The sequence below is a fragment of the Aestuariibacter sp. GS-14 genome (assembly GCF_006494365.1).
Lineage (GTDB): Bacteria > Pseudomonadota > Gammaproteobacteria > Enterobacterales > Alteromonadaceae > Alteromonas > Alteromonas mangrovi.
The window spans coordinates 258,324-276,840 of the sequence record NZ_VHIP01000006.1; the positions used below are offsets into that span (position 1 = coordinate 258,324).

Sequence of the window (18,517 nt, forward strand, 5' to 3'; positions counted from 1 at the left end):
CTTATATTATGATTCACACAAAATACTGTTTAGATCGGCTACCGTGCTTATCCAGCGCTGCTTCAAAAACCCCAGCTTTTTTGCACCGGCTACGGTAAGTGAATAATATTTTCGTGGACGTTGCTCGCCCTGCTGAATCCAGCTTGCGGCGAGAATGCCTTCTCGCTTTAGCCTGTCCAGCAGCGGATACAAGGTGCCCTCGGTGATTTGTAGTGTGTCAAATTGCTGAAATTGGTTGAGCAATTCCAAACCATATTTTTGCTTGCCTTCCAGCGCAGCTAATACGGCCAGCTCTAATGTTCCTTTGCGCAACTGGGCATCCCATTTGGCATGCTGTTGTGATGCATCTTGCAGCTTCATCAATATGTATAACCTAATACTATGCAATACATAGTATTAGGTTATAGCAACCACAATACAGTAATCAACTTCATTGTGTTTCAGGATGTGTATTCAATAAGGGGAGAGCAGGTATTCAGGTAAAACACCGAATGTTGCAACGACTCAACTTGAACGTTGTTTCATACTGAACCGAAGGAACAAAGGTATTTCTGAAGGATGCAGAAAGTGAATGGGCAGAAGTGCAGCAGCAAACACCGCTGCACTGTAAAGACCGAATAACTTAACGATTCCGCCCGTATTGTTCGTGCGACGACACCCAATCGGAACTGGAAATGGCTGAGGCCAGCGAAATTTCGCCTGCTAGTGCAACTGCACCAACAATTTCAGCAAACTTCAGCACTTTGTCACGCCCGTAACACCCCATCAGCTCCAGACATTCTTTTTGGGTACCAATGCCGGTACCCCCACCGTAGGTAGCCACAATCAGTGACGGAATAGTTAATGAGATATACAGATCACCGTCATCGGTTAACTCAGAATACATGATACCCGCGGATGACTCAGACACGTTGGCCACGTCCTGCCCCGTGGCAATAAACATAGCGGTAATACCATTGGGCGAATGCAAACCCGTGTTATTTACGCCAGACAAAAATGACCCCACCGCAGATACCCGGCCATGATAGTCAATTTGTTTAGGATCAACGCGCATAACCGACAGTAAGTGCTCACGTTTAATCGTTGCTTCGGCAATAACACGCTTTCCGCGCGTACGCATAATATTAATTTGCGAGGCTTTTTTATCGGTGGCGAAGTTAGACTCAAGGTAGAAGTTTTCTATTCCCTGATAATGATCCAGAATCCAGCCACAGGCCGCAAACGTCGCTCTGCCAACCATGTTTTGCCCTGCTGCATCACCGGTGCGGTAATTAAAACGCAAAAACGCAAACTTGTTCGACAGGAAGCTATCGATATAGGTAAGTTTAGCTACCGAAGAGGTGGCTTCGGCTTCTTCGCGGATTTTGCCAATGTTCTCATTCACCCATTTCACAAAATCCCGCGCGCCACGCGCGTCGGAAAATACAAAAACCGGAGCGCGTTGCATGGCATCGTCAACAACAGTGGATTTTATGCCTCCGCTCATGTTCAGCAATTTCATACCCCGGTTGTAAGAAGCCACCAGCGTACCCTCGGTGGTAGCTAACGGTACAAGGAACTCACCTTTTGCATATTCACCGTCTATTTTAACCGGCCCTGCCACGCCAATAGGTACTTGGGCTACACCAATAAAGTGCTCGATATTGCCTTTCAGGGTTTGCGGATCAATTGAGTATTTACCCACATGGTTTATTTTACCGCCGCAATAATCCTCAAAGAACTTTTGGCGCTTGCCAATAATATCCTGACCATAGTCATCATGAGAATCGCGGGGTATATGCCGGTTTGACGTATCCGGCGCTGAAATATTGTCTTCTACCGTGAATTTTAATTTGCCAAATGGCGACGCTTTAAATGCCAGTTCAATTTTATGTTTTTCCGGGCTCACCGGCAGTTTGACATCCAAAAATACCGTAATCGCCTGTTTTAGAGCGAATGCCACATCGCCCGCCTGATTGAGTTCGTCCATCGACATAACCTGCTCAGGCCCCACCTGAAACGTAATGGATTTCGGTGGAATGGCTTTACCATCAATCGAAATACCATCGACCCGGTTTAGCACCGCATCTTTCAAACGGTTTTTAAGCATAAACTGCAAGCCGTCTTCGGTTTGAGTAAGGCTTCCGTGGGTATACAACTGACGAAGTAGGATACTGGGTATGAACATAAAAACTTCCTTGGCGTATTTCTGTTTATCGTTTTTTTAGGTGTCTTCATACAATAGCCAGTGGTTCACAGTTTGTACAAGTGAAATTCGTATTCTTTTGAATAGCGTTGATATATCGCAATGCCCGTATTGACGTTATCCGATCGGTAACCAACCAGTACATTTGAGACATCAATGCGAAATTTGGGACATCCAGAAGGTAGGGTCCCCTCCCCATAACACACCGGCCCTTGCCTGCAAGCAATCTGCCTCTTCCCGGCTTACTGTTAATCAACATTGAATGCAGGGAGCCAAGGCGTTATGCAAACCAACACATTGTTTCGTCATCAGGTATTAAACGCACAGCAACAGCGTATAAAAGGGGAAGTATTATTGCGGCCCAGGCTGTCTTTTATTGCCCTTACCTTATGTTTGTTTGTGTGGCTGGCGGCAGCAGTGTACTGGCTTACTTCCGGCAATTATACCTATACTCAATCCGTATCAGGCTGGCTGGAACCCCCTTCTGGGGTGACCCATGTGTACAGTCCCCAACCAGGGGCTATTGTTGATGAAATACTGGTTACAGAGAACGCCCTGGTAGAAGCGGGTACACCCTTAGTGCGCTTACGGCGCGACACCATATTCAGTCAAAACTTACATGCAGGAGAGTTGCAGACAGCGGAAATTCAGCGCCAGCTTGAGCGCCTGCAGGCACGCCGCACCCTTACCGCTCAAAACCACCAGCAACAACTGGCGCAATTAACCGCTTCACTGCGCTCTCTGGCAGCCGACCAGCAACAGCTACAAAGTATGAAAGCGCTCCATGCGAAAAAACTGGCACTGGCTGCGAAACAAAAGTCGGCTTTAGAAGTGCTGGTTGCGGATGGCCACGCCAGTGAATATCAGCTTAGCGACATTCAAAGTCAGTGGTTGAATGAACATTATCAACATGAACAGCTCGCCAGAGAACTACTCAAAAATGCCGCCGAACAGCAGTCAGTAAGGTTTAACCTGTCGGCCACCCAACAACAACAGGCGCTGGCTGAATTGGATATAGATAATCAGATCAGCGAACAACAAAACCGTTTAAACCAACATTTGAGCACCCAGGATATTCTGGTGGTGGCACCGGCCAGGGGCAGAGTCTCCCAACTACAAGTGAACACCGGACAAGCAACCCACTCTTCGTTACCACTGTTGTCGTTAATGCCCGAAAATGCCACCGTTGAGGCGAAACTGTTAATTCCCGTCGCCGCGGCAGGATTCATTGAGCCTGGGCAATCTTTGCAGGTACGTTACGACGCCTTCCCGTATACCCAATTTGGCACGCAAGAAGCCGTGATCACCCAATTGTCGGCCCACCTGCTATTGCCACAGGAAATTGCGCAAACTCCGTTTCAGGCTGAACAGCCCGTGTATCTGGCCACCGCTACATTGTCGAGTCATCATATCCGGTTTGCCAATAATGATATTGCGCTGCGTGCGGGAATGACCTTTGCTGCGGAAATTCAAATTCGCGAACGCAACTTGTTGCAGTGGTTATTTGAGCCGCTATATGTATTGCATGGAGGTGTGTTATGAGCGCCTCGTTAAGTCAGCTCACGCCTTCTCTGCAATTGCCATGGCGACGTAAAGTACCGCAGATTATGCAGGCTCAGCACAGTGAATGCGGCGTTGCCTGCCTGGCAATGATAGCTGCCTACCACGGACTAAAAGTGGATCTACACAAGTTGCGTGGCGCCGGACTGGTATCGGAACAAGGAGCAAGCCTGAGGCAACTTACCGACTATGCAACGCTGATGTCGCTTAATAGCCGGGCAGTTAAGCTGGAACCCGCTCAATTAAATGAACTTACCCTGCCTGCCATTCTGCACTGGGACATGCAGCACTTTGTGGTGCTAAGCCGCGTATCGTCGCGGGCTATTACCATCAACGATCCGGCTATTGGCGAGAGAAAGCTCAGCTGGGCCGAGTTTGGCGAACACTTCACCGGGATTGCACTTGAGCTCCAGCCTGCAAACTCGTTTGCGAAAGCCGATGCGCGCAGCAAACTTACCCTGTCGGCACTGTGGGCCAATATTGTTGGGTTAAAACGCTCACTGGCCCTGATGTTTGGCCTCTCGCTTTTACTTCAGTGTTTTGCATTGGCCAGTCCCTACTACATGCAGTTAATCATTGACGATGTGATTTTAAATCAGGACACCCAACTGCTTAACGTGTTATTCGCTGGCTTTCTGTTGTTACTGGCGGTAGAAACCATTACCAATTTTGTGCGCCAGAATGTTGGACTGCACCTGGCAAGCCACCTGGCCCAGCAACTGTCGGTCAATGTGTTTACCCATCTGCTTAAATTGCCCTTCAGCTACTTCGCCAACCGACATATTGGTGATTTGGTTACCCGGTTTGGCACACTGCATGAGATTCGCCGGTTTATCAGCGAAGGCATTGTCAGCCTGGTACTGGACTCACTTATTGTGGCGTGCACCTTGATACTGATGGCGATTTACAGTGTGAAGCTGATGCTTATCGTACTGGGTTTCTCCGTATTGTTTACCTTGCTTCGCATGGCACTGCTTCGCCCTCTGCAACTGTTACAGCAGGAAAAGCAGGTATGTGATGCCAAGGAAAGTACGCACTTTATAGAAACCGTGCGCGGTATTCAGTCGGTCCGCATGTTGAGACTTGAAAACTTCCGTTTGCAGGGCTGGCAGCATTTGCTAACCGACAGCCTGAATCGCGACATTCGCATCAAGCGCTGGGATATGGGGTTTAGTGCCGCACAGCTTTTCCTGTTTGGTCTGGAGAACCTGCTGGTGGTGTATTTTGCCGCGCAACTGGTGTTAGTACAGGCACTTAGCGTAGGCATGCTGTATGCCTTTATCAGTTACAAAGGGCGCTTCAACAATGCCATTAACACACTGATTTCGCAGTTGATTCAATGGCGTTTATTGCGGGTTCACCTGGAGCGTTTAGCCGACATTGTGCATACCACAGCTCAGTTGGATAACTTATCTTCACCCGCACAACCCGACTCTCAGCCAGCCATTGCCCACAAAGTAGAACTGCGCGATTTCAGTTTTGCTTACAACGGCGGCTCGCCCGTATTAAAACACTTATCACTTACCATTAATCCAGGCGAATTGGTGGTGATCACCGGGCATAGCGGCAATGGAAAATCGACCTTGGTGAAGTGCCTTGTAGGGTTGTTTGGCCCTACCAACGGGCAGTTACTGATTGACGGTGCCCCGCTGGATAACCGCCACCCGCAACAACGCATTGGTGCAGTGATGCAAGACGACATTTGCCTGTCTGGCACCCTGATTGAAAATATCTGTGGCTTTCAACCCGACATCGACATGCATCGCCTGATGCAGTGCTGCCAGCTTGCTTGTCTGCACAGCACCATCATGCAACTTCCCATGCAGTATTACAGCTTACTGCACGAAGGCGGCAGCAACCTGAGTGGCGGCCAGCGTCAGCGATTGTACCTGGCCCGAGCGCTCTATCAAAATCCGGCGCTGCTGATCCTGGATGAAGCCAGTAGCCACCTGGATATTGAATGCGAACAAACCATTAATGCCAACCTGGCCCGATTACCCATGACCCGCATTGTTATTGCTCATCGCCAGGAAACTATAGCCATGGCCCAACGACGATTTCACCTACAGGATGGAAGCCTGACCGAGGTACCCGTTAGCTTTCGTACTGATCTACCCCCAAAACCAAGCCAAGGAGAATACTATGCTTGATCAAGAGTTATTTACTAACGACCAACTCGAAGCACTGTCTAAACGCGAACTGCAGGTTGCCCAAAAAATCATCGAAGGGCTGCCCAATAAGAGCATTGCGTCTCAGCTGTTCATTAGCGAGCGCACAGTGAAGTTTCACTGCGCAAACATCTACCGAAAGTTATGTATCCGTAATCGCGCAGCGCTTATGGCCAGGTACTTTCGATTTATTTACGCACAGGCCGCAGCATGATCCGTAAAGCATTGAGGCGATCACCTCGGTGATCGCCGCTTTTCTAGTTCATCTCCCCTTAAACTAATCCAATTCACTGACGCAACGTATAACCAGACAGTTTATCCGTCTGTGGACCCCATTATGTTTGGATTATTTAAAAAAGACCCCACCAAAAAAATGCGTGCGCAATACAATGCCCTGCTGGAAAAAGGGATGCATGCCCAGCGCAACGGCGATATGCGCTTATACGCAGAACTAACCGCGCAAGCAGAGGCTTTGTGGAGCCAGATAGAAATGCTAGAGAAGAAGTAACACTAATTCGCACACATAAAAAAGCGGCCTCCAATGGGCCGCCATGTACGAGTACACGTTTGCGCTTACAGAATAAACCGGCTCAGGTCTTCGTTATCCACTAGCGCTTCAAGGTGAGCATTCACATAAGCGGCATCAATGGTGTAGGTCTCGCCCTGTTTTTCTGATGCGTCATAGGAAATGTCTTCCATTAAACGCTCCAGCACTGTGTGCAAACGGCGGGCACCGATATTTTCGGTTTTCTCGTTTACCTGCCAGGCCGCTTCCGCAATACGCTGAATACCGCTCTCGGAAAACTCCACCGTAACGCCTTCAGTTTTCATTAAAGCAATATACTGCTCGGTTAACGACGCATTAGGTTCAGTAAGAATGCGTTTAAAGTCGTCTACTTTCAGCGCTGATAGTTCTACGCGAATGGGTAAACGGCCTTGTAATTCCGGGATCAGATCCGACGGTTTGCTCATTTGGAATGCGCCAGAGGCGATAAACAAAATGTGGTCGGTTTTAATCATACCGTGTTTGGTTGAAACAGTAGAGCCTTCTACCAGCGGCAGTAAGTCACGCTGCACACCTTCGCGTGATACATCGGCTGAACTGGTGCCTTCGCGCTTACAAATCTTGTCAATTTCATCAACAAACACAATACCGTGCTGTTCAACCGCTTCCAGTGCAATGGCTTTCAAATCTTCTTTATTTACCAGACGTGCCGCTTCTTCTTCCACCAGCACTTTCATGGCATCGCGAATACGCATCTTCTTTTTCTTCTTATGCGAACCCGACGACAGATTCTCGAACATACCTTGCAGTTGGTTGGTCATTTCTTCCATGCCCGGCGGCGCCATGATTTCCACGCCGATTTGCTGCTGGGCAACATCCACTTCAATTTCCTTGTCGTCGAGTGTGCCTTCGCGCAATTTTTTGCGGAATGACTGACGCGTACCGCGATCTTCAGTGCGTTCTTTCTCGCCCCAGGCGTTTTCGGCTGGCGGGATCAGGATATCCAGAATACGCTCTTCTGCGGCTTCTTCTGCACGAAAGCGCACTTTTTCCATTTCGCGCTCTTTGGTCATTTTAACCGCGATATCAGCCAGATCACGAATGATCGACTCAACTTCTTTACCTACATAACCAACTTCAGTAAACTTGGTAGCTTCCACTTTAATGAAAGGGGCATTGGCAAGCTTGGCCAGACGACGGGCAATTTCTGTTTTCCCTACGCCGGTTGGGCCAATCATCAGGATATTTTTTGGTGTCACTTCCTGACGCAACTCCTGAGGCAGTTGCATTCGACGCCAGCGATTACGCAGGGCAATAGCAACCGCACGTTTAGCCCCTTGCTGGCCAATGATGTGTCGGTCGAGTTCGTGAACAATTTCTCTTGGTGTCATTTCAGACATAGCAAACCCTTTTATCTCGTGCTGGCCGAGCCAGCCAGGTAACCGGTTGAATACCCATTACCTGATAAATTAATAATCCAGTACTTCAACCGTTTGATTGTGGTTGGTAAACACACAAATGTCTGCCGCAATGGTCAGGCTCTTTTCTGCAATATCTTTTGCGCTAAGCGTTGTGTTGTTTAATAAGGCTGTCGCGGCTGCCTGTGCGTAATTGCCACCAGAGCCAATAGCGATTAAGTCCTGCTCCGGCTGCACAACATCACCGTTACCCGTAATGATTAACGATGCTGTTTCGTCGGCAACGGCCAGCAACGCCTCAAGTTTGCGCAACATGCGATCGGTGCGCCAGTCTTTAGCCAGCTCCACTGCAGCTTTGGTTAAGTGTCCCTGGTGCATTTCCAGTTTAGCTTCAAAACGTTCGAACAGGGTAAACGCATCAGCGGTACCACCGGCAAACCCCGCGAGTACTTTGTTTTTGTATAAGCGACGCACCTTTCTTGCGTTACCTTTCATCACGGTATTGCCCAGCGATACCTGACCATCGCCGGCCATTACTACCTGGTTGTCCCGACGGACAGATACAATTGTAGTCACATTCACTCCACTTGGGTGGTTATGGCATTGCCATTATCAAAACTCGGGCAATGCATGAACAATGAAAGGAAAATGGGGGAACGAAAAGAGAATTTCAAGGGCCGTTAGATACAACGGCCAGAAAAGATCAGATTATAAATTCCAGAACCAGATTTGGCAGGTGGTAATATTCACTTTACGCAGTGCATGCTTGGCGCGCTCCGCATCACGTTTAGCGTCATAGGGCCCCAAAATTACGCGAAACCATTCGCCATTGTCACCGTCACTTCGGCGGATTTGCGCTTCCATACCCTGAAAGGCGATTTTTGCGCGCATTTCTTCTGCCTGAGCGCGAGTTTTAAACGACGCGCACTGCATCAGGTAACGTTTATCTGACTTCTCTTGTTGAGCAACATCCACTTCAACTTCGTAACCAGGTAGCGTTTTAATATATTCCCACTCTTCCTGTGGTAACTCTGGCAATTCATCTTCAACTGCCACTGGCTTTTTCGCCAGCGGCTGCACGCCATCAGGTTCTACGTTATCTTTTATAGACCACAGGAAGTAAGCAAACCCAACCAGCAATGCAATGACAACTCCAACAGCAACCCAAGAGACGGTTTTAGCCGGCAATGGGCCAGCATTGTTGCGGGCGTTTCCTGTCGTTTTTTTATTTTTCTGTTTTTTCTGTGGTGTGCGGCCACGAGAAACATAATCGCGTTGAGACATAATGCCTTTCTAATTTATCTATCATACGGCACGCAAACATGCGCAAAATTCTAAAACCTGACTACTCATTAGTGAACATACCAATGAGCAGACCAGTGTAACGCGCCTGTTTAGAAAAAGCTGCCCAAGTTTTACCCGTTATGACATTTTATTGAGGTTACAACCACCATTTATTGCAGTATCAGACAATTAGCTGAAATCTACGGGGTCGATATCCAGGCTCCAGCGCACACGGTTAGCTAGTGGCAATCCCTGAACGTCGCGTAACGCGCTGGTGATCCAGGCGTGCAATGCCACACGCTGGGTACACTGCAGCAATACCATAAAACGGAAGCGCCCCTGGCGTTTCTCAATAAGACAAGGCAACGGGCCAGCGAGATACCCGCCAAACTGATTGCTACTGACAGCAAATACCTGCTTCACTTGCTGCAGGAATGTATGCACCTGCTGCGCAGTATTGGCTTCCGCCCGAATCACTGCCTGAGCACTGTAGGGCGGCAGGTTCGCCATTTTGCGTTCATGCAATGCATGGCGGGCAAAGTGTGCAAAACCGTTTTGTATTAAATCCTGAAGCAGTGGATGCCCGGGGTTATCGGTTTGAATAACCATTTCACCTGGCTTGGTAGCACGTCCTGCACGCCCGGCTAACTGGGTGATTAACTGTGCGAATTTCTCCGGTGCGCGAAAATCGGCAGAAAACAACGCGCCATCACAATCCAATACTACTACCAGCGTAACGTGGGGAAAGTGATGTCCTTTGGAGAGTATTTGCGTGCCAACAAGCAACTGATATTTTCGCGCGTTGATTTCATCCAACCGGGCAACCAGCGCACCTTTGCCACGCACCGCATCGCTATCGATTCTAACCTGCTTCACGTCTGGGAAAAGCTCGCCTAGCCCTTGTTCGAGTTGCTCGGTTCCAACGCCTGATGTTTGCAATGAAGTACTATGACAAGCACCGCACTGTGTCGGCATTCGTTTACTGGCGCCACAATGATGACACTGCAAACGAGCCTGCGACTTGTGGAAAGTGTATGGCCGGTCGCAACTTTTGCAATCCACGGTTTGACCGCAGTGATGACACAACACCGCGGGCGCATAGCCCCGACGGTTTAAAAATACCAGTACCTGATTACCTTGTTGCAAATGACTGCGCATAATCCCAAGCAAGCCTGCAGCAATACCCGCCTGGAGCGGTTGGTCACGCGAATCCAGTACTTTCAGCTGAGTATGGCTGGCACCACCTGCCCGCTCGCTAAGTTGCAGATGGATATAACGGCCAGCCAATGCGTTGTTCAGACTCTCCAGTGATGGCGTTGCACTGCCAAGTAACAGCGGTACTTTTTCGGTTTGCGCCCGCTTTACAGCTAAATCCCGCGCATGATAACGCAGGCCATCCTGCTGTTTAAACGACTCATCATGTTCTTCATCAACAATAATCATGCCCGGGCGGGCCATCGGTGTGAAAATGGCTGAACGGGTCCCAATAACAATGCCCAGTTCACCCCGGCGCGATTGCTGCCACACTTGTAGTCTGGCCAGATCTGACATCTGCGAATGCAACACACCCACTTTTACACCGAAGCGCCGCTCAAAGCGCCCCACCGTTTGTGGTGTCAGCCCTATTTCAGGTACCAGTATCAGCACCTGCCGGTTGGCCTTTAACACAGGCGCGATAACCTGCAGGTACACTTCGGTTTTACCGCTACCGGTAACGCCTTCGATTAAAAAGGTGCGAAACCCCACCCCCGCCTGATTAATTGCCGCAATGGCAACCGCTTGTTCCCTTGAAGCAAAAGGTGGCGTTTCCTGTAATGAATACGATGCCCAGTCTGGCTGACTTTGCTGGGTGATTTGCACTGGATGAATGAGTGCTTTTTCCAGGAGCGCCTTCACCACGGCGGGTGTAAAGAGCTGCTTTATTTCACCTTCTTCAACCGGCCCTTCTGCAAACATTGCCAGGCACTGCTGTTGCTTTTTCCCTTTTACCAGCGATTGTTCTAAGGCGTCCTGTCCGCTCTCTGTTATTGCAAAAGCATCGAGCTTGTCGGTAAGCGGCATACCTTTGCGTAAACGCACCGGCATCAACGTGGCCCATACCTCTCCAATGGGATGGTGGTAGTATTTCGCCAGCCAGTTAACCAACGTAATCAGGGTAGCATCAAAAAGTGGCACGTCATCCAGTACGTCGGTTACGGATTTTAAGGCCAGCTCTGCGTTGTTCGCGTCATCTTCAGCGCAATTTAACACCACGCCAATCAGGGTGCGGTTTCCAAACGGCACCTGTACGCGCACACCGATTTGAACGGGCGTGTGGTGGCGGTAACTAAACGATTGCTTTAGCGGTACGGGTACCGCGACATCAACTACGGGCATGATTATTTATCAGCGTATCCTGTGCTGTTTCTTACACATTGACAAACTTAAACGTTAGCAGGACAGAATAACATTAATCCGTCAGGTTACTGAAGAAAATTACGGCTGGGACACCTGTCGGGCCGTACTTTAATCGATAAAAATCTTGATTGATTTATCGACATCCAGTAATATGCGCCGCTCTTAAAAACCAAGCGAATGTCGCTTGTACTGAATTTAGCTACGTATGGTGTTCAGCTTCGGGCTGGATAGCGATACGGCCTTTATATGAGGTAATCCAATGAAACAAGATATCCATCCAAAATACGAAGCAATTACAGCAAACTGTTCTTGCGGTAACGTTATCACTGTTCGTTCAACACTGGGCAAAGACATCAACCTGGACGTATGTTCAGCTTGTCACCCTTTCTACACTGGTAAGCAACGTAACGTTGACACCGGTGGTCGTGTTGATCGCTTCAAGAAGCGTTTCGGTGCACTGGGCAAGAAATAAGCTCATTAAGTTTCAGAGAAAAGCGCCTTTGTGGCGCTTTTTTTGTGCCTGAACATTGTGTTTTTTGAACACTTTCCACAACTATCAATACACTGGATAAATACCATTCACAAAACAGATAAATATAGAAAATATCGAGTATAGCTTGCTGTATTTGGCGGTAACTCATCGGACACGTTATTTTAAAGGCGTGTAACCGAAATTGTTTGTATACGCCTATGATTTCACTGTGTTAAAGTTTGCCATAAATAATAATTATAATAACTAGCGACTGACGGTCACCTTTATAAAGGTGCGACAACAAGCATTACAGGATATTTAAAGAATGTCAGATTTTCGCCAACGTGCCCTCGACTATCATGCCTACCCTACGCCGGGCAAAATTCGCGTAGAACTGTCTAAACCCGCAGACAGCGTTGATGATTTAGCACTGGCTTACAGCCCTGGCGTGGCAGAGCCTTGTCGCGAAATCGCCGAAGATCCCAACGCTGCTTACAAGTATACCGGTAAAGGTAACATGGTTGCTGTAATCAGCAACGGTACCGCCATTCTGGGATTAGGGAACTTAGGTCCTCTGGCCTCCAAGCCGGTAATGGAAGGTAAAGCACTGCTGTTTAAACGCTTTGCGGGTTTGGATGCGATTGATATTGAAGTAAAACACCGCACTACCGAAGAATTTATCAACACGGTTGCCAATATTGCCGACACCTTTGGCGGGATTAACCTGGAAGATATCAAAGCACCTGAGTGCTTTGAAATAGAACAGGAACTGATAAAACGCTGCAAAATTCCGGTATTCCACGATGATCAGCACGGCACGGCTATCGTCACTGCCGCAGGTATGCTCAACGCGCTTGAAATACAGGGAAAATCCATAGAAGACGCGAAAATCGTGTGCCTTGGTGCGGGTGCGGCAGCGGTTGCCTGTATGGAATTGCTCATTAAGTGTGGCGCTCAGCGCGAGCGTATCTATATGCTCGACAGAAAAGGCGTGATCCACACGCGTCGCGATGATTTAACCGAGCACAAAATGTTGTTTGCCAACAATACCGACAAGCGCACGCTGGAAGATGTAATGGATGGTGCTGACATTTTTGTAGGTGTATCAGGTCCGGATTTACTGCCACCGGAAGCCCTGGCTCTGATGGCGCCAAACCCGATTGTGTTTGCCTGTTCAAACCCGGATCCGGAAATCAAGCCGGAAGTTGCCTTGGCTACCCGTTCTGACATAATTATGGCAACCGGCCGCTCTGACTATCCAAATCAGGTTAATAACGTACTGTGCTTCCCGTTTATTTTCCGCGGTGCACTGGATGTGCGTGCGTCAGCCATTAACGATGCAATGAAAGTGGCCGCAGTTGAAGCGTTGCGAGCAATTTCAAAAGAGCCGGTACCAGAATCGGTATTGAAAGCCAGTAAGTCGGCGTCTTTAAGCTTTGGAAAAGACTACATTATTCCCAAGCCAATGGATCCGCGTTTGTGCTCGCGCATTGCGAGAGCCGTTGCACAAGCTGCAATTGATTCGGGTGTGGCGCGTTTAGATGTGATCCCGGATTACGCGTAAACCGTTAATCATGTTTATAACGCTATAAACAAAGAACGCCTCTACAGAGGCGTTTTTTGTTTTTGTATTACGACATCATGCCAAGGACTACTCTTCTTCACCTTCCTCGGCGTCTGGATCTAATCCCATCTCCAACATAATTCGGCGAGCTTCGCCAGGAATGCGGTTAGGGTTGTCTTTACGGAGATCTTCATCATCAGGTAATGGCTGACCAGTGAAGGCATGCAAAAACGCTTCGCATAACAATTCCGAATTCGTTGCATGGCGAAGGTTATTAATCTGGCGTCGGGTCCGTTCATCCGTTAGCACTTTCAGTACATTGATGGGAATCGAAACAGTAACCTTTTTAACCTGCTCACTCTTTTTACCGTGTTCTGCGTACGGGTGAATGTACTTTCCGTCCCACTTTGCCATTCTTAATTCCAGCTATTGATTATTTATTATGTTGAGAAATTCTAAACAAACCACAGAAAAGGTCAATTGAGCAGTGTAAACCGCTTGACGTCCAGACATATATTCTTTAGTTTAGACGTCTAAACGTCCAGTTGAGAAAATTACATCATGGTGTCATACGCACAAGGGGTCGATGCCCTAAACCAATCGCTGTCGGAACTACGTGACATAGACGTGTCATTTGAATTTTTTCCGCCTAAAACAGAGTCGATGGAAAAGACACTATGGAAATCAGTTGAGCGTCTGGCGCCTCTGAAACCTTCTTACATGTCGGTTACCTATGGCGCAAACAGTGGCGAGCGTGACCGTACCCATGACATCGTTAAACGCATTCAGCAGCAAACGGGTGTAACCGCAGCCCCACACTTAACTTGTGTTGATGCCACTAAAGACGAGCTCAAGCAAATCGCAAAAGATTACTGGGACTCTGGTATTCGCCGCATAGTTGCTCTGCGTGGAGATTTACCGCCAGGCGTAGATAAAACCGATATGTATGCATCTGATCTGGTTGCGTTGTTAAAAGACGTTGCGGATTTTGACATTTCGGTAGCGGCTTACCCTGAGAAGCACCCTGAAGCACCCAATGCACAATTTGATTTGCTGAACCTGAAGCGCAAAGCAGAGGCAGGCGCTACAGAGGCCATTACTCAGTTTTTCTTTGATGCCAGCGTGTATCTGCGATTCCGTGACCGCGCAGCTGCAGCTGGCATTGATTTGGATATCGTGCCAGGCATTCTGCCAGTAACTAACTACCAAACGCTGGTGAAATTTGCGGGCTTTACCAACGTGCATGTGCCAGGCTATTTGCACAAAATGTTTGATGGTTTGGACGATGACGATCAAACCACCCGCAATCTGTTAGGTGCCAATATTGCCATGGACATGGTAAAAGTGTTGGCCAAAGAAGGCGTAAAGCACTTCCACTTCTATACCCTTAATCGCAGCGAATTAAGCTACGCGATTTGCCATATGTTAGGCGTGCGCGCTAACAACAACTGAGTGCAATTAACACAAATCATTTGATGAACCGCACGGACGCGGTAGACTAGGCTTTTACGCATAGGCAAGGAATTGTTGTGGAAAAGCCTGACTGGCAAGCGCTTTGGGAAACCTGGTCCACCAAACTGATTAATTTTGGTTCGGTATTTATTACCCGGTGTCGAACCGACAACATCGCCATTTCTGCGGGCCATCTGGCCTACGTCACCCTGTTATCGCTTGTGCCCTTTATTATGGTGTTCTTTACCATTTTGTCGGCATTCCCGGCCTTCGACCAGGTACGCAATAAACTGGAACAGTTTATTTTTAGCAATTTCGTTCCTACAGCCAGCGACGTGGTACACCGTTACATTGGTGACTTCGTTAGCAACGCATCGCAAATGGGGGCAGTGGGAATTCTATCGTTGTTGATTGTGGCGTTATTGCTTATTTCCAACATAGATAAAACCTTGAATCGCATATGGCGTACGCAAAGTGAGCGCCCACTAATCTATACCTTTGCTATCTATTGGATGGTGATCACGCTGGGGCCATTGCTGATGGGAGCCAGCGTACTAATGACTTCCTATCTGACCGGACTGGCTGAATTTGCGGAAGAATATACGCCAGGACTCGGCACTTTTATGTTGGAGTTGGTACCCAGTTTTACTGCGCTTGCTGCCTTCATTATTTTGTACACGCTGGTACCCAATCGCCGGGTACCAGCAAAACACGCCTTGGGCGGCGCAATGCTGGCTACGCTATTGTTCGAACTGAGTAAAAAGGGCTTCGCATTTTACGTTACCAGTTTTCCCTCGTATCAGGTTATCTACGGTGCTTTAGCTGCATTGCCTATTTTATTCCTGTGGATTTACCTGTCATGGATGGTTGTATTAGTCGGTGCGGAATTTACCTGTTCACTGGCAGACGCCTCAGAGACAGACAAAGGCACCACGGAAGAGCCCCGGGATTTACCGGTAAACTAGCTCTGCCGCTCCACAGCAAAAAGGTCAGCAAACTGCTGACCTTTTTCTTTTCAACGGAAAAACAAGTTAGCTAACTAACCAACCATCTCTAACCAGCCATCTCAGCAATAAATGCATTAGACTGGGAAATCGCGGCCTGCATGTCTTTCAATAAGCTTTTCACGTTTTTCTCAATAGTACCCAGCTCACCCTGTAACGCCCCTACTGCACTGGCATTCAGGTTGTGCTTTAAAAACAACACGTTATCCTGAAGCGTTGCCAGCACCGGTTGCATGCTGCTTTCAACCCGACGCATTGCGCGTATCATCTTGTTGTACTTCAAACGGGTTTCAGACAGCTTTTGCTGACTGCTGCGCTTTAAACTGGCATTTGAATACTGTTCCAGTTCGGTTTCCCATTCATCGAACAGTGCTTCTGCCACACTTTCAATTTTATCGATACGCTGGGTAACATCATCAGCCGCTTGCTTACTCGCTTCGTATTTATCGTTCAGGGTGTTGTAAGCTTCTTCAAGCTCGCCACCATTAAACTGAAGCAGTGCAGAAAACTCTTCAAGCGCTGAGGTAAACTGTTGCTCAGCCTCCTGCTGGGAATCCCTGGCGTCCTCAACCCGGTCTACCAGTATGTCGCGTTTTTCAACGCCTACTTTTTCCCAGGCTGCGTAATAAGCACTCTGACAAGCAGTAAGACCAGCGGTCAACGCTACCGTGAGTACAACAGGTATTAAGCTTCGCATGAGATTACCTTTTTAAACATTACTCGCTTCTAAATTTTGCGGCGTCAATAATTGACCACAGGTGAAAGATTGCACCCACAACCCACATAAAGATAAGAATAATGGTAGCAGACAGCGCATAACTTACCGCACAGATAAGAAAGAACATCAATGCAGACATAATTCGTCCCTGCACCAATTGCCCCAAGCCAGGAATAAAGAAACTACAAATTGCGGCTAATACATTTCCGCCAGAACCTTGACCTGCCATAAAAAACATCCTTAATACAAATACAATTTACTCCGTAAACTAAATCAATTAGGGTTAAGTTACAACGATATTCAAAACTTGATTTGTAAGAGAACTTAACCGTGCCCACCACTCGCTATCATCACGGCCATTTAGATGTAGGCAACAATCACCGCATATATTATGAGTGTTCCGGGAATCCCGAAGGCATTCCGGTTCTCATGATCCACGGCGGCCCGGGCGCAGGTTTGGCTCCGGATTACATGCAGTTATTTCCCCTGGATGCTTACCATTTAATTGGATTTGAGCAGCGTGGATGCGGCCGCTCAACCCCTCATCTGTTACTTGAACACAATACCACCCAGCATCTGTTATCCGATATTCGCCAACTCAGAACACACCTTGGCATTGATAAGTGGCTGCTATTTGGTGGCAGTTGGGGCAGTACACTTGCGTTGCTGGCTGCGCTGGAGGAACCGGAAACCGTTTCCGGCCTTATACTCAGGGGGATATTTCTGGCACGGCAAGAAGATTTCAATTGGTTTCTGGACCCAATGGGTGGCGCCGCACAAATATATCCTGATTTGTACCCTGCATTTGTTGAAGATTGTCCTGACGCACAAAATGTACAAGATATTATCGGGCATTATACAGAGATGTTTACTGATTTAGCCTCTGACCAGGCACAACGCTCCGCAGCAAAATGGTACTCCTGGGAAGAAAGCATTGCTCGGGTGTATACCAATGCCGGTTACCCCACTTCATTACCCGTTCATCCAACCGTGATGTCGCTTGCAGTACTTGAATGGCACTATATCGCACAGCAGTGCTTCATTGCCGAGAACGAGATTATTAGCAAAGCGAGCATGCTTGCGCGTATTCCGGGAATCATTATTCACGGGCGATGTGATACGATTTGCAAACCAGAAAACGCAACCACATTGCATGAACACTGGCCGCTGAGCCAATTGCATATGATACCCGGAGCGGGACACAGCAGTACTGAACCGGCAATTAAACTGGCGCTAATGAACGCCATTGAGCATTTCAAACAGTTATTGCAGCAAAAGTTATGATTGGATTAATTCAACGCGTTAGTGAAGCCAGTGTTACCGTAGAAGCAAATGTGATTGGCCAAATTGGTAAAGGCATACTGTTGTTACTGGGTGTAGAAAAAGATGATGGCCAGGCTCAAATCGACAAACTGGTCAAAAAAATCAGTCAGTATCGTCTGTTCAGTGATGAACAGGGAAAGATGAACCTCAATATCCAGCAAACTGGTGGTGCCATACTGGTTGTCTCGCAGTTCACGTTGGTGGCAGACACGCAAAAAGGCAATCGGCCCGGCTTTTCCCGAGGCGCGTCGCCAGTAATCGGCCAGCAATTATACCTGCAATTCGTAGATGCGCTAAAAGCCACCGGCATTCCGGTGCAGACAGGTGAATTCGGTGCAGACATGAAAGTCCACCTGATAAACGATGGTCCGGTTACCTTTCACTTTCAGGTGTAGAAGTTTCGCCGCTTTCGAAGAATGCCACTTGCTGTTCGGCAAGGCTTACGATTTAATGTGAGGCCCTGTGTT

General features: G+C 48.2%; 19 protein-coding genes. 10 read left to right on the forward strand and 9 right to left on the reverse strand.

The window, feature by feature from the left end; genetic code table 11:
• Nucleotides 1-6: 6 nt before the first annotated feature.
• Together FJ444_RS12290 and FJ444_RS12295 are read right to left on the reverse strand one after the other, a co-directional pair.
• Nucleotides 7-360, reverse strand: a complete 354-nt coding sequence (locus FJ444_RS12290; RefSeq protein WP_255439146.1) for a PadR family transcriptional regulator — start codon at nucleotides 358-360, stop codon at nucleotides 7-9.
• A gap of 262 nt (nucleotides 361-622) precedes the next feature.
• A complete protein-coding gene (locus FJ444_RS12295) occupies nucleotides 623-2,167 on the reverse strand; it encodes a hydroxymethylglutaryl-CoA reductase (RefSeq protein ID WP_140958592.1) in 1,545 nt (514 codons plus the stop codon).
• Between the two features lie 300 nt (nucleotides 2,168-2,467).
• On the opposite strand from FJ444_RS12295, the gene FJ444_RS12300 reads away from it, so the two are divergent.
• From FJ444_RS12300 to FJ444_RS12315, 4 genes are all read left to right on the forward strand, one after another.
• On the forward strand, nucleotides 2,468-3,727 hold the full coding sequence (locus tag FJ444_RS12300) for an HlyD family efflux transporter periplasmic adaptor subunit (RefSeq protein WP_140958593.1): 1,260 nt from the start codon (nucleotides 2,468-2,470) through the stop codon (nucleotides 3,725-3,727).
• Complete coding sequence (locus FJ444_RS12305) at nucleotides 3,724-5,895, forward strand: peptidase domain-containing ABC transporter (RefSeq protein ID WP_140958594.1); 2,172 nt, start codon at nucleotides 3,724-3,726, stop codon at nucleotides 5,893-5,895. The genes FJ444_RS12300 and FJ444_RS12305 overlap by 4 nt, the downstream gene beginning before the upstream one ends.
• Entirely contained in the window at nucleotides 5,888-6,127 is a 240-nt protein-coding gene (locus FJ444_RS12310; RefSeq protein WP_140958595.1) for a LuxR C-terminal-related transcriptional regulator, read from the forward strand. The genes FJ444_RS12305 and FJ444_RS12310 overlap by 8 nt, the downstream gene beginning before the upstream one ends.
• A 123-nt stretch (nucleotides 6,128-6,250) precedes the next feature.
• Nucleotides 6,251-6,421 carry a DUF6435 family protein gene (locus FJ444_RS12315; RefSeq protein ID WP_140958596.1) on the forward strand — a complete coding sequence of 57 codons (171 nt, stop codon included), beginning with the start codon at nucleotides 6,251-6,253 and terminating at the stop codon, nucleotides 6,419-6,421.
• Between the two features lie 65 nt (nucleotides 6,422-6,486).
• Here FJ444_RS12315 and hslU read toward each other — a convergent pair whose 3' ends face one another.
• The 4 genes from hslU to priA form a co-directional block, all read right to left on the reverse strand.
• On the reverse strand, nucleotides 6,487-7,818 hold the full coding sequence (gene hslU, locus FJ444_RS12320) for an HslU--HslV peptidase ATPase subunit (protein ID WP_140958597.1): 1,332 nt from the start codon (nucleotides 7,816-7,818) through the stop codon (nucleotides 6,487-6,489).
• Between the two features lie 69 nt (nucleotides 7,819-7,887).
• Nucleotides 7,888-8,412 (reverse strand): ATP-dependent protease subunit HslV, encoded by a 525-nt coding sequence (hslV, locus tag FJ444_RS12325; protein ID WP_140958598.1) that lies wholly within the window; start codon nucleotides 8,410-8,412, stop codon nucleotides 7,888-7,890.
• Nucleotides 8,413-8,544: 132 nt separating this feature from the next.
• Nucleotides 8,545-9,120, reverse strand: a complete 576-nt coding sequence (locus FJ444_RS12330) for an SPOR domain-containing protein (protein WP_140958599.1) — start codon at nucleotides 9,118-9,120, stop codon at nucleotides 8,545-8,547.
• Between the two features lie 189 nt (nucleotides 9,121-9,309).
• Nucleotides 9,310-11,496, reverse strand: coding sequence for a primosomal protein N' (gene priA / locus FJ444_RS12335; protein WP_140958600.1), 2,187 nt, complete (start codon nucleotides 11,494-11,496; stop codon nucleotides 9,310-9,312).
• Between the two features lie 280 nt (nucleotides 11,497-11,776).
• On the opposite strand from priA, the gene rpmE reads away from it, so the two are divergent.
• Both rpmE and FJ444_RS12345 read left to right on the forward strand, forming a co-directional pair.
• Nucleotides 11,777-11,989, forward strand: coding sequence for a 50S ribosomal protein L31 (gene rpmE / locus FJ444_RS12340; protein ID WP_140958601.1), 213 nt, complete (start codon nucleotides 11,777-11,779; stop codon nucleotides 11,987-11,989).
• Between the two features lie 325 nt (nucleotides 11,990-12,314).
• Entirely contained in the window at nucleotides 12,315-13,553 is a 1,239-nt protein-coding gene (locus FJ444_RS12345) for a malic enzyme-like NAD(P)-binding protein (protein WP_140958602.1), read from the forward strand.
• 87 nt (nucleotides 13,554-13,640) lie between these two features.
• Here the strand turns inward: FJ444_RS12345 and metJ are convergent, their stop codons facing one another.
• A complete protein-coding gene (gene metJ, locus FJ444_RS12350) occupies nucleotides 13,641-13,967 on the reverse strand; it encodes a met regulon transcriptional regulator MetJ (protein ID WP_140958603.1) in 327 nt (108 codons plus the stop codon).
• A gap of 147 nt (nucleotides 13,968-14,114) precedes the next feature.
• Here metJ and metF point away from each other — a divergent pair, with 147 nt between their 5' ends.
• The gene (metF, locus tag FJ444_RS12355) at nucleotides 14,115-15,005 is read left to right on the forward strand and encodes a methylenetetrahydrofolate reductase (protein ID WP_140958604.1); all 891 of its coding nucleotides are present in this window, start codon (nucleotides 14,115-14,117) and stop codon (nucleotides 15,003-15,005) included.
• A gap of 77 nt (nucleotides 15,006-15,082) precedes the next feature.
• A complete protein-coding gene (locus FJ444_RS12360; RefSeq protein WP_140958605.1) occupies nucleotides 15,083-15,970 on the forward strand; it encodes a virulence factor BrkB family protein in 888 nt (295 codons plus the stop codon).
• 88 nt (nucleotides 15,971-16,058) lie between these two features.
• Here FJ444_RS12360 and FJ444_RS12365 read toward each other — a convergent pair whose 3' ends face one another.
• Nucleotides 16,059-16,706: a DUF2959 domain-containing protein gene (locus FJ444_RS12365; RefSeq protein WP_140958606.1), complete on the reverse strand. Its 648-nt coding sequence runs from the start codon at nucleotides 16,704-16,706 to the stop codon at nucleotides 16,059-16,061.
• Nucleotides 16,707-16,725: 19 nt separating this feature from the next.
• The gene (locus FJ444_RS12370; RefSeq protein WP_140958607.1) at nucleotides 16,726-16,956 is read right to left on the reverse strand and encodes a hypothetical protein; all 231 of its coding nucleotides are present in this window, start codon (nucleotides 16,954-16,956) and stop codon (nucleotides 16,726-16,728) included.
• Nucleotides 16,957-17,057: 101 nt separating this feature from the next.
• On the opposite strand from FJ444_RS12370, the gene pip reads away from it, so the two are divergent.
• Nucleotides 17,058-18,011: a prolyl aminopeptidase gene (gene pip / locus FJ444_RS12375; RefSeq protein ID WP_140958608.1), complete on the forward strand. Its 954-nt coding sequence runs from the start codon at nucleotides 17,058-17,060 to the stop codon at nucleotides 18,009-18,011.
• On the forward strand, nucleotides 18,008-18,445 hold the full coding sequence (dtd, locus tag FJ444_RS12380; RefSeq protein WP_140958609.1) for a D-aminoacyl-tRNA deacylase: 438 nt from the start codon (nucleotides 18,008-18,010) through the stop codon (nucleotides 18,443-18,445). Before pip ends, dtd begins: the two co-directional genes overlap by 4 nt.
• The last annotated feature ends 72 nt before the right edge of the window (nucleotides 18,446-18,517 follow it).